Raw genomic sequence first — 11423 nt, 5'->3', positions numbered from 1 at the left:
GAAGCACCGTTCCAGGACGCGCAGCGCGCGCTGCGCGTCCTGGAACGGTGCTTCGGACGGCCAGCCGTCGGCCGGCAAACGGTAGATCAGTTCGGCCGCCAAAATGCCGAGCCCGGCCAGCCAGCGGCAGGCGGGTGCGCTTTCATGGCCGGATTCGAGATGGGCGTAACCGCCGCCCGCCATCACCAGGATCGCGGTGCCGTTCCGCCGGTCGGGGTGGTGCAGGTTGAGGCGCGGCTGCGTGATGCCGGTCAGCGATCCCTTGGGCGAGGTGGCTTCAATCACGGTCGGGGCGGGGCCGCCGGGCGGCGTGCCGGGCCACAGCATCATCGCCTCGGGGGGCGGGGCGGCGCCGGCCGCACGGGGCCACAAAGCTCCGGCACCAAGCCCCAGGGCGGCGGCGATGAGGTGGCGGCGGCCGATGGGGGTGCGATCGGTCATGGCGGGTCCCGGGGTCCTGGCCGTAAGCCCGCGCGAAATGGCGCGCCATCCGCGCATCGTCCAGTCGCAGGACGCGGTTTCGCCCGCCGCGGCACCGGTGTAGGGTCGGGTGGTAATCCGGACCTCGCCCATGAACGCGCCGCTTCGCCCGCAGATCCGCGCCTCGGCCTGCCCGCACGACTGCCCGTCCTGTTGTGCCTTGGAAATCGAGGTGGAGGACGGCCGCATCGGCCGCGTCCGGGGCGCCGCCGCCAACAGCTACACGGCCGGGGTGATCTGCGCCAAGGTGGCCCGCTATGCCGAGCGCGTCCACAACCCGGACCGGCTGACCGTGCCGCTGCGCCGTGTCGGCCCGAAGGGGTCGGGCCGTTTCGCGCCGGTCTCGTGGGACGAGGCGCTCGACGAAACGGCGTCGCGCTTTCTCGAGGCCGAGCGCCGTTATGGCCCGGAAACGGTGTGGCCTTATTTCTACGCCGGCACCATGGGCCTCGTTATGCGCGACGGCATCAATCGGCTGCGCCATGCGAAGGGCTATTCGGACCAATATTCCACCATCTGCACGGCCTTGTCCTGGGCCGGCTGGATGGCGGGCCACGGCCGGCTGACCGGCACCGACCCGCGCGAGATCCCCGAAACCGACTGCGTGGTGCTTTGGGGCACCAACGCGGTGGTGACCCAGGTCAACGTGATGGCCCACGCCGTGAAGGCCCGGAAGGGACGCGGCGCCCCCATCGTGGCGGTGGACGTTTACGACAACCCCACCATGCAGCAGGCCGACGTCAAGCTGTTGGTGCGCCCCGGCACCGATGGCGCGCTCGCCTGCGGGGTGATGCACGCGCTGTTTCGCGACGGCCACGCCGACCGCGCCTATATGGCCCGCTACGCCGACGATCCCGCAGGCCTTGAGGCGCATCTCGCTACCCGGACGCCCGCCTGGGCCTCGAGTATCTGCGGCGTGCCGGAAGCCGAGATCGAGGCTTTCGCGGCCTTGCTGGGGGCGCGGCCCCGGGCTTTCTTCCGGGTCGGCTACGGCTTCGCCCGGCAGCGCAACGGTGCGGCCGCCATGCATGCGGTGTCGTCGATCCCGGTGGTGCTCGGCTCCTGGCAACACCGCGGCGGCGGCGCGCTGCATTCCAATTCCGGCATGTTCAAATGGGACAAGACGCTGATCGAGGGGCTCGACCGGCGCGACCCGGGCGTGCGCCGGCTCGACCAGTCGCGCATCGGCGCCGTGCTGAACGGCGACCCCGCCGCCCTCGCGGGCGGCCCGCCCGTCACCGCGCTGTTCATCCAGAACACCAACCCGGTGACGGTGGCGCCCGACCAGTCGGCCGTGCGGCGCGGCTTCCTGCGCGACGACCTGTTCACCGTGGTGCACGAGCAGGTGATGACCGACACGGCCCGGCTGGCCGACCTGGTGCTGCCCGCCACCATGTTCGTCGAGCACGACGACCTCTACCAGGGCGGTGGCCACCAGCACATCCTGCTGGGCCCCAAGCTGATCGAGCCGCCGGGCGAATGCCGCTCGAACCATGCCGTGATCTCGGCCCTGGCGGCACGGCTCGGCGCCGACCATCGAGGGTTCGGCATGACGGCGCGCGCCTTGATCGACGAAACCCTGCAGGCTTCGGGTCGCGGCACGCTGGCCGACCTCGAACGCGACCGCTGGATCGATTGCCAGCAGCCCTTCACGCAGGCGCATTTCCTCGATGGCTTCGGCCATGCCGACGGCCGCTTCCATTTCCGCGCCGACTGGTCGGCCTCGAGCGGCATGCCGTCGGGGCCGGTGGCCGACATGCCGGTGTTCCCCGACCATTGGGCCGTGACGGAGGCGGCCGACGCCGCTCACCCGTTCCGCCTCGCCACGAGCCCGGCCCGCAACTTCCTCAATTCGTCCTTTACCGAAACGCCTTCGTCGCTCGGCAAGGAAGACCGGCCAAGCGTGCTGATCCACCCGGAGGACGCGGCGGCGGCCACGATCGCCGAGGGCGACGTGGTGACGCTCGCCAACCCGCGTGGGTCGGTGCGCCTGCATGCCAAGCTGTTCGCAGGGCTGCGGCGCGGCGTGCTGGTGGCGGAATCGATCTGGCCGAACGACCGCTACCTCGATGGCGCCGGCATCAACACCCTGACCGGGGCCGACGCGCCGGCGCCGGTCGGCGGGGCGGCGGTGCATGACATCAAGGTGGCGTTGCGGGTGGGTTGATCCGCCATTGGGACGTCGTCGTTCAGTGACGCATCGTCGAACACTTATCAACGGGCTGACTGCCGCCCCCATGTCCGATCGATGTTGATTCTATGGGACGAGCCGAAGCGACGTGCCAATCTCGACAAGCACGGACTGGATTTCGCCGCCTTCGAGGCGTCTTTTAATATGGAGGCTGCATTGGAGCGTCCGACGCGAGCCAGCGGCACGGGGCGAAGCCGAAGCACCCTCATCGGCTGGTGGAGCGGTTGCCTGGTTGTCGTTGTGGTGGCGTCGCGACTTGGCCGGGAAGCGATGTCTCTCGTCAGCATCCGGCCGGCGAACCAGAAGGAGCGCGATCTTTATGACGGCCATTAGTCATGCGCCCGGTTATGTTTCCAATCCTGATTACACGCAGGAGGACTGGGACGAAGTTTGCGACAGCCCTGAATTGACGGCCGACGACTTCGCTCGAATGCGACCTGCTTCCGAGGCGCTGCCCGAGCTTGTCAGGGCGATGCGACAAAGACGGGAAGCCCTGAGCCCGCTGGGTGCGGCGCCATTCACCCTTTACGTCGATGAGGACGTGCTTGAGGCCTACCGGGCAACCGGGCCCGGATGGCAGGGTCGCATGAGCGAAGCCTTGCGCAAGGCGGTCGGCCTTTAGGATCGCTGTCCCAAATCCGATCGGTATCGCGGGCTGACGTCCGTCGCGCCGATGCGCTAAGGGGACCGCGAAAGGTTCCGTCCCATGTCCCACAACAGCTTCGGCCATCTGTTCCGTGTCACCACCTTTGGCGAAAGCCATGGGCCGGCGCTCGGCTGCGTGGTGGACGGCTGCCCGCCCGGCCTGACCCTGACCGAGGCCGACATCCAGGTGTTCCTCGATCGCCGCCGCCCCGGCCAGTCGCGCTTCACCACGCAGCGGCAGGAGCCCGACCGGGTGCGCATCCTGTCGGGCGTCTTCGCGGACGGGGAGGGGGCGCCGCAACGCACCACCGGCACCCCCATCGCGTTGATGATCGACAATGTCGACCAGCGCTCGAAGGATTACGGCGACATCGCCACCAAATACCGGCCCGGCCACGCCGATTACACCTATGAAGCCAAATACGGCATCCGCGATTACCGTGGCGGCGGCCGCTCCTCGGCGCGCGAAACGGCGGCGCGCGTGGCGGCCGGGGCCGTGGCCCGGCTGGCGATCCCCAATGTCCAGGTGCGCGGCGCCCTGGTGCAGGTCGGCCCGCACCGTATCGACCGCGCCCGCTGGGATTGGGCGGAAGTCGAGCGCAATCCCTTCTTCTGCCCCGATCCGGTAGTTGCGGCGCTGTGGGCCGACTACCTCGACGGCATCCGCAAGCAGGGTTCTTCGGTGGGCGCGGTGATCGAACTCGTGGCCGAGGGCGTGCTGGCCGGCTGGGGCGCCCCGGTCTACGGCAAGCTCGACGCCGACCTCGCGGCCGCGCTGATGAGCATCAATGCCGTGAAGGGCGTCGAGATCGGCGACGGCTTCGCGGCGGCGGACCTGACCGGCGAGGCCAATGCCGACGAGATGCGGGGCGGCAACGAAGGCCCGCGCTTCCTGTCGAACCACGCCGGCGGCATCCTGGGCGGCATCACGACCGGCCAGCCGGTCGTGGCACGCTTTGCCGTCAAGCCGACCTCCTCGATCCTGACGCCGCGCCAGACCATTGACCGCGACGGCGCCGACACGGACCTGCTCACCAAGGGCCGGCACGACCCCTGCGTCGGCATCCGGGCGGTGCCGGTCGGCGAAGCCATGATGGCCTGCGTGCTGGCCGACCACTTCCTGCGCCATCGGGGGCAGACGGGGCGCTAGAGTCTGTCGGGGCCCAGTGGAACCACTTGGGCGCCTTCGCGGCGCCGAGTGGCTTCAACTTGGGCTTGGCGCGCCGAACCATCGGGCCAGGGCGCCGGCCGCCGCCTCGTGGTCCGCAGGCGCGGTGCCGGCCCAGGCCACGATGCCGTCCGGGCGCACCAGGGCCGCCTTCAGGCCGAGGGTGTTTTCGGCCTCGCAGGCCACACAATCGACCGTATCGGCCCAGCGTTGGGCCACGGCCCGGTAGGGTGCCGCGGCATCGAAGTCCAGGAACAGGCCGCGCCCTTGGGCAAGATGGTCTGCGACGGTGGCTCCGTCCGACAGGGCGAAGTCGGGCACGCCGCGGCCTGCCAGCGGATGGCCGGCACCGAGGTCGTAGCGCAGGGAGATCGCCCCGACGCGCTCGGCGAAATAGGTCGCGCCGTCCTGCGTGTCGATCAGGTCTCGCAGGATGGCTTCGAGCGCGCGGGAACTCCGGGCCGGCCGCATCAGCGCCACCTGGGCCCGCGACCAGTCGAGAACCGCGGCTCCGACCGGGTGCCGTTCGCGTTCGTAGCTGTCGAGCAGGTCGGCGGGCGCCTTGCCACGGATGGTGGCGGCGAGCTTCCAGCCGAGATTGAAGGCGTCGCCGAGACCGAGATTGAGGCCTTGCCCACCGAGCGGCGAATGGATGTGGGCGGCATCGCCGGCCAACAGCACCCGCCCGTTCCGGTAGCTGGTCGCCTGGCAGGCCCGATCGGTCCAGGTGGTGGCGAGCCGAAGCGCCTCGAGCGTGACGTCGGTGCCCGAAATGCGCCGCAACACCGCCTGCACGTGGTCGCGCGTCACCGGGTGGGTGCGGTGAAAGGCTCCGCCGTCGAAATCCACCAGGGCCACCGTTCCGGGCCGCGCAAAGCTGTACATGCCTTCCGGGGTGTAATGACGGCCTTGGGGCAGACTGTCCGGCTCCGCAAGCTCGACCTGGGCCGAATAGCCGGTGAATTCGGGATCGGTGCCCGCGAAGGCGAAGCCGCCGGCCTTGCGCACCATGCTGCGGCCGCCATCACAGCCGACGAGCCAGTCGCCATGCACCGTTTCGCCGCCGGCCTGAACCGCCACGCCCTCATCAGACGCCTGCAGCGCCGTGACGGCGCAACCCCGCCGGACCTCGACGCCGAGCGAGTCCGCGCGGGCCGCCAACACCGTTTCGAGGTGTTCCAGGCTGACCGCCATGCCGCTGCTTGCCTGGTGGGGCAGGCGATAAGACCATCGCGCGGCATCGATCTTGTCGTGAAAGAACTGGATACCGGCGAAATGGCCGGCGGGACGGCGGTCCCGGGCGATCGCAGCGGGCTGCTGCGCGCCGGCTGTCGTGCCCGCCGCCACGGCATCGAGCAGCCCACGACGGGCCAAGGCCTCGATGGTCGGCACAGTGAGGCCGCGCAAGCCGAAAGGCAGTCGCTTCAGATCAGAGCCCGGATCGGCGGCCTGCTCCAGCACCAGGACCGATAAATCCGCGAGGCGCAGCTCGCAGGCGAGACACAACCCGACGGGTCCGGCACCCACGATGACAACATCGTAGCGTATCGGCGATTGGACCTGCGCCATGAACCGCTCCATCTCAAGTTCGACCGGAGCAGTTCATCGTTATCGACAACCACACGGACGAAGTCGGGATGCGACAAGCGCACCCGATCATCGTCGTGGGACTCATGCACGCGGCATGGACAGAGCTTCCGTCACCGGAAGGACTTGGGCTGGACCACACCAAGTCTGCCTTTTTCGACGAGGTAAGCGTAGCATCGGGCGTTCTGCGCGGCAACCGTGCCTGCCGCTAAGACGGCGAAGCCACGCAGTTCCCTTGGCGGGGCAACAAGGAAATTTAGTCGTACTCAATTTTTTTGCCGTGGAGCTTGGCTCAATTCTCCCTCGCGTTTATGCTCCTTGGATGAAGCTGAGTGCATGGCTCCGGGACAACAAGGTGAAGCGGGGCGATTTCGCGCGCCGCATCGGCCTGACGCCGGGGGCCGTCACGCAGATCTGCAACGGTGCCAACGCCTGGATGTCGCGCGACACCGCCGAAGCGATCCTGCGCGCCACGAACGGCGTCGTGACGCCCAACGACCTGCTCGACGCCCCCTCCAACTGGATGCCCCCGATGAGCCACCATCAATCCGTCATCGAAGCCATCGAGGCGATGGCGCAAGGCAGGATCGTGGTCGTGACGGACGACGACGACCGTGAGAACGAGGGCGACCTCGTGTGCGCCGCCTCCACCTGCACGCCCGAGCAGATGGCCTTCATCATCCGCAATTGTTGCGGCATCGTGTGCGCCCCGATGACGGCCAGCGAGGCGCGGCGGTTGAACCTCAACCCGATGGTGGCCAGCAACGACGCGCCGCTCGGCACGGCCTTCACGGTGTCGGTGGACGTGCGTCACGGGCTCACCACCGGCATCTCGGCCGAACAGCGCTCCAACACCGTGCGGGCGCTCGGCAATGGCAATATGGGGGCCGCCGATTTCGTGCGCCCCGGCCACATCTTCCCGCTGATCGCGCGCGAGGGCGGCGTGTTGATGCGGTCCGGCCACACGGAGGCGGCGGTCGACCTGTGCCGGCTGGCGGAGCTGCCCCCGGTGGCGGTGATCTGCGAGCTCGCCAACGACGACGGAACCGTGATGGCCGGGGCCCAGATCGAGAGCTTCGCCCAGAAGCACGACCTGAAGCGCATCTCGGTGGCCGACCTCATCGCCTATCGGCAGTCGCGCGAAAAGTTGATCGAGCGGGCCGCGAGCTTCCCGGTAAAAACCTCCATCGGTCAGGTGACCGGCTATGCGTTCCGCACGCCCTTCGATCCCGTGCAGCATTTCGCCTTCGTGCATGGCCGCATCGGCGACGGCCGCGACGTGCCGACGCGACTGCACCGCGTCGATATTCTGAACGACGTCTTCGGCGACCATTCGGCCATCGACCGCACGCTTGCCCGCTTCAAGCAGGAAGGCCGCGGCATCCTGGTCTACCTGCGCGACGGCACGGCCGGCGTGCCGGCAGCCAGCTTGCCGGGCCAGGAGCCCGACAGCGATGCCGTGCGGGGCAGCGAATGGCGCGAGGTGGGGGTCGGCGCCCAGATCCTGCGCGATCTCGGCGTGTCGTCGATCAAGCTGCTGGCCTCGAGCGAGCGCGTTTACGTCGGCTTGTCGGGCTTCGGCATCGAGATCAGCTCGACGTCGCCGCTCGATCCGGCCGGCTGAGGCCGATCGCCGGGATCGATCCCGGGTCGCGCCCCATCAGGGTCGCCACATGGGCGGCGACCGACAGGCCGAGCCCTTCGAGGTCGTAGCCGCCTTCCAGCACCGACACGAGGCGGCCGCCGGCGTGCCGCTCCGCTACATCCATCAGCCGGGCCGTCACCCAGGCGAAATCGGCGGCCTCGAGCCTGAGCGTCGCCAGCGGGTCGCGGCGGTGGGCGTCGAAGCCGGCCGACACGATCACCAGTTCGGGCCCGAAGGCTTCGAGCCGCGGCAGGATCGCCTCTTCCATCGCGCTGCGGAACAGGGTGCCGTCGGCGCCGGGGGGAAGCGGCGCGTTCACCACCGTGTCGTGCGCCCCTCGCTCGCTGCGGGCGCCGGTGCCGGGAAACAGCGGCATCTCGTGGGTCGAGCCGTAGAAGATGCTCGGGTCGTCCCAGACGATGGCCTGGGTGCCATTGCCGTGGTGGACGTCGAAATCCACGATGGCGACGCGCCCGATCCCGTGCGCCACCTGGGCGTGACGGGCCGCCACGACGGCATTGCCCAGAAAGCAGAACCCCATCGCCCGGGCCGGTTCGGCATGGTGGCCGGGCGGGCGCGTGGCCACGAAGGCATTGGCGCAGGTGCCGCCCAGCACCGCATCGACCGCCGCCACCGCGCCGCCCGCGGCCCGGCGTGCCGCCGCGAGCGTGCCGTTGTTCATCGCCGTGTCGCCGTCGAGGCGCACCAGCGTGCCGTCGCGCGGAGCGAGATCATCCAGCATGTCGAGATAGGCGGCCGGGTGGACACGCTCGAGCGCGGCGCGCGTGGCTTCGGGCGCCTCGCGCCGTTCCAGCGCCGCAAAATCCGGACCGTCAAGCCGCGCCAGGATGGCTCTGATGCGGTCCGGCCGCTCGGGATGGCCCAATCCCATGTCGTGCAGCAGGGTGTCGGCATGGTGGAACAAGGTCGTCGCCATGGGATCCTTTGCGCCGTCGGGAACGGCATTTGTCGCATCTGAGCAACGGCTTGCGGCTTTCGCTCCGCCGCAACGCGTGAGACCGCCGCATTCTTTGCTTTCCCCCCTTACATGGGTCATCGTCGGGGCTGCACCCATGGGCGGGTGCGAAACGGGCAGAAACGGGATGAGGATGCGCAAGGCTGGACCCTGGATGGTGGTCCTGATGGCCGCCGTGGCCCTCGGCGGCTGCGAGTATACCTCGACCCCCGATCCGCATCTGTCGGCCCGCGACGCCCAGTTCCTGGCCGAGGTGCCGACCGCCAGCAACGGCCTCAATTTCGAGCGCTACCAGGTCGACGACGTCACCGGCCAGGCGCCCGGCACCGTGGTGGTGGATACCAAGGAAAGCCTGCTGTATTACGTGCTGCCCAACGGCAAGGCGATCCGCTACGGCGTTTCGACCGGCAAGGAGGCCTATGGCTGGACCGGCAAGGCCACGGTCAAGCGCATGGCCGAATGGCCGCGCTGGATGCCGCCGGCCGACATGCTGAAGCGCTGGCCGCACCTGAAGCCCGTGGTGGAGGCCGGCGGCCTCGACGGCGGCCCCAACAACCCGCTCGGCGCCCGCGCGCTCTACCTTTACGACAGCAGCGACAAGGATACGCTTTACCGCATCCATGGCACCAACGAGCCCGAGACCATCGGCCATGGCGCCTCGTCGGGCTGCATCCGCATGCGCAACATCGACGTCATCGACCTGTATAATCGCGTCAAGCCGGGCGCTACCGTCATGGTGATGTGACGACCGTCGGTTTTCAGACCGTCAGTCCGGGGCTGCCGAGCTCGATCAGCCCGATCTCGGGCGGCACCCCGATGCGGACCGGGAAGCCCGATTCGCCAAGACCGCCGGACACGATCAGGTGCCGTCCGCGCTCGACGATGTGGCCGTAGCGGTAGCGGCGGGTGGGGCTGAACGGGGCGCCGATGCCCGGCAAGCAGATCTGGCCGCCATGCGTGTGGCCGCACAAGGTCACGGCCACGCGGCGCGGCACCATGGGGAACACGAAGGGTTCGTGCGCCAGCAGCACGATGGGATCGTCGGTCGTCACCTTGGCCAGGGTGCCGCCGAGGTCGTCGGCACCCCGCACCTCGCCGCGCCGCACCCGGTGGGCCATCTGGTCGGCCAGCCCGGCGATCCACACGACTTGACGCCCGACCATGACCGGCAGCACGTCGTTTTCGAGCAGCGGGATGGCGCGCGCCTTCAGCGCGGCGCGGATCTCGGCGGGGCCGCCCGGCATGCCGGGCACGGGGCCGTGCCACCAATCGTGGTTGCCGAGGATCGCCACGCTGCCGAGCGGCGCCCGCAGGCCCGCCAGCGCTTCGCCCCATTGGGCCGGCATCACCGGTCCGGTGACGTAATAGTGGCCGGCGCTGAAGTCGCCCAGCAGCGCCACGAGGTCGGGCGCGAGCGCGTTCATCTGGGCCACGATCCCGTGCAGCCGCTCGGCCGACATCCAGGGCTCGCAGGCGTGGAAGTCGGACAGCACGCCGATGCGCAGGTGCAGCCCCTCGGGCCAGCCCTCCGGCTCCAGGCTGTAGCGGCGGACGGCCGGCACGAGGTTCGGCTCGACCCCGACCCCATAGGCCGCCGTGGTGCCGATGCCGGCCGCGAAGCCGGCGCCGCCGACGAGGAACTGGCGGCGGCTGATCATGAAACGCCGTGGCCGGCCTTGCGGCGGCCGCTTGGCGCCTCAGGCGGCGATGTCGGAGCGGCGGAGCGCCAGGGCTGCCCGGGGGCCGGTCGGTACGATGCTGTCGGGCTGGGTGGTGAAGCGCAGGGCCGCGGCGACGGCCGAAATGCCGATCTCGCGGTAAAGCTTGGCCTGCAGGTCACGCGCGTCCTCGATCTTGCGCGCTTGCGGCTCGCGCGGCTGTCCTTGCGGCATGGTAGGGGCTCCAGATGGCGAAAACCGGACGGGGCGCCGGTTTGGTGAAGGATGTGTCAACCTTGGGGAATCGAGTCTAACGAAGCGCTAAGCCGACCCCGCCGGCGGCGTCCCAAACCGGGCCTGTGGATGATCCGGGAGCCCTGCCGTGTTATGCGGTCACCCGGCAGGCCGGCCTTTGCCGGTTCGGAGATCTTCCCGTGACCTTGGCCGGTATCCTCTTCGACAAGGATGGCACCTTTGTGGATTTCGATGCCACCTGGGGGGAGGGGACCCACGCCGTGATGACCCTGCTCAGCGCCGGCGATGCCGGCCGCTTCGAGCGGCTCGGCGCGGCGCTGCACTACGATGCGCCGCGACGGCGCTTCCACCCCACCTCGCCGCTGATCGCAGGCGCGCCGGACGACTACCTGCACCTTTGGGCGACCATCCTCGAGCGCCCCAACGACCACGCCTTTCTGGCCGACATGAACCGCCACTTCGCCGACGCCACCTTGCGGGCCCTGACGCCGATCGGCGCGCCCGGCGCCGTCATGGAGGCGCTGCACCGGCGCGGGCTCAAGCTCGGCCTCGCCACCAACGATTCCGAGGCGAGTGGCCGCGCCCAGGTGATGGCCCTCGGGCTCGACGCCCACATGGATTTTCTGGCCGGCTACGACACCGGGCACGGCGCCAAGCCCGGCCCCGGCATGGTGCTGGCCTTTGCGGCAAGCCTCGGCGTGCCGCCCGGCCGGATCGCCATGGTGGGCGACAGCCTGCACGACATGCAGGCGGCGCGGGTCGCCGGCGCCGTCGCGGTGGCGGTGCTGACCGGGCCCGCCACCCGCACCATGCTCGAA

The 11423-nt window shown here is 69.6% G+C and carries 11 protein-coding genes and 1 pseudogene; 7 read left to right on the top strand and 5 right to left on the bottom strand.

Going from position 1 to position 11423, the window contains the following annotated elements; all coding sequences use genetic code 11:
- Positions 1-441, bottom strand: a pseudogene (locus P7D22_RS20680) (alpha/beta hydrolase); the annotation flags it as partial.
- A 130-nt stretch (positions 442-571) separates the two neighbouring features.
- Here P7D22_RS20680 and P7D22_RS20675 point away from each other — a divergent pair.
- The 4 genes from P7D22_RS20675 to aroC all read left to right on the top strand — a co-directional run bounded on the left by P7D22_RS20675 (position 572) and on the right by aroC (position 4466).
- A complete protein-coding gene (locus tag P7D22_RS20675) occupies positions 572-2647 on the top strand; it encodes a molybdopterin-containing oxidoreductase family protein (RefSeq protein ID WP_319936152.1) in 2076 nt (691 codons plus the stop codon).
- 81 nt (positions 2648-2728) lie between these two features.
- Positions 2729-3004 carry a BrnT family toxin gene (locus tag P7D22_RS20670; protein WP_319936151.1) on the top strand — a complete coding sequence of 92 codons (276 nt, stop codon included), beginning with the start codon at positions 2729-2731 and terminating at the stop codon, positions 3002-3004.
- A complete protein-coding gene (locus P7D22_RS20665) occupies positions 2991-3293 on the top strand; it encodes a BrnA antitoxin family protein (RefSeq protein WP_319936150.1) in 303 nt (100 codons plus the stop codon). Before P7D22_RS20670 ends, P7D22_RS20665 begins: the two co-directional genes overlap by 14 nt.
- An 84-nt stretch (positions 3294-3377) precedes the next feature.
- A complete protein-coding gene (gene aroC, locus P7D22_RS20660) occupies positions 3378-4466 on the top strand; it encodes a chorismate synthase (protein ID WP_319936149.1) in 1089 nt (362 codons plus the stop codon).
- Positions 4467-4520: 54 nt separating this feature from the next.
- Here aroC and P7D22_RS20655 read toward each other — a convergent pair whose 3' ends face one another.
- A complete protein-coding gene (locus tag P7D22_RS20655; RefSeq protein WP_319936148.1) occupies positions 4521-6053 on the bottom strand; it encodes an FAD-dependent monooxygenase in 1533 nt (510 codons plus the stop codon).
- A 340-nt stretch (positions 6054-6393) separates the two neighbouring features.
- On the opposite strand from P7D22_RS20655, the gene ribB reads away from it, so the two are divergent.
- Positions 6394-7695 (top strand): 3,4-dihydroxy-2-butanone-4-phosphate synthase, encoded by a 1302-nt coding sequence (ribB, locus tag P7D22_RS20650; RefSeq protein ID WP_319936147.1) that lies wholly within the window; start codon positions 6394-6396, stop codon positions 7693-7695.
- Here the strand turns inward: ribB and P7D22_RS20645 are convergent.
- Positions 7661-8653, bottom strand: a complete 993-nt coding sequence (locus P7D22_RS20645) for a histone deacetylase family protein (protein ID WP_319936146.1) — start codon at positions 8651-8653, stop codon at positions 7661-7663. The genes ribB and P7D22_RS20645 overlap by 35 nt on opposite strands.
- Positions 8654-8825: 172 nt before the next feature.
- On the opposite strand from P7D22_RS20645, the gene P7D22_RS20640 reads away from it, so the two are divergent.
- Positions 8826-9437, top strand: a complete 612-nt coding sequence (locus tag P7D22_RS20640; protein ID WP_319936145.1) for a L,D-transpeptidase — start codon at positions 8826-8828, stop codon at positions 9435-9437.
- A gap of 13 nt (positions 9438-9450) precedes the next feature.
- Here P7D22_RS20640 and P7D22_RS20635 read toward each other — a convergent pair whose 3' ends face one another.
- Together P7D22_RS20635 and P7D22_RS20630 are read right to left on the bottom strand one after the other, a co-directional pair.
- Positions 9451-10350, bottom strand: a complete 900-nt coding sequence (locus tag P7D22_RS20635) for a metallophosphoesterase (RefSeq protein WP_319936144.1) — start codon at positions 10348-10350, stop codon at positions 9451-9453.
- 39 nt (positions 10351-10389) lie between these two features.
- Positions 10390-10584, bottom strand: coding sequence for a hypothetical protein (locus tag P7D22_RS20630; protein WP_319936143.1), 195 nt, complete (start codon positions 10582-10584; stop codon positions 10390-10392).
- Positions 10585-10784: 200 nt separating this feature from the next.
- On the opposite strand from P7D22_RS20630, the gene P7D22_RS20625 reads away from it, so the two are divergent.
- On the top strand, positions 10785-11423 hold a 639-nt coding region (locus P7D22_RS20625), incomplete at its 3' end, for an HAD family hydrolase (protein WP_319936142.1).

This window comes from Lichenihabitans sp. Uapishka_5 (assembly GCF_033947565.1).
Lineage (GTDB): Bacteria > Pseudomonadota > Alphaproteobacteria > Rhizobiales > Beijerinckiaceae > Lichenihabitans.
The sequence above is the reverse complement of the archived record's forward strand: the minus strand, read 5'-3'. Positions and strand labels throughout refer to the sequence as shown.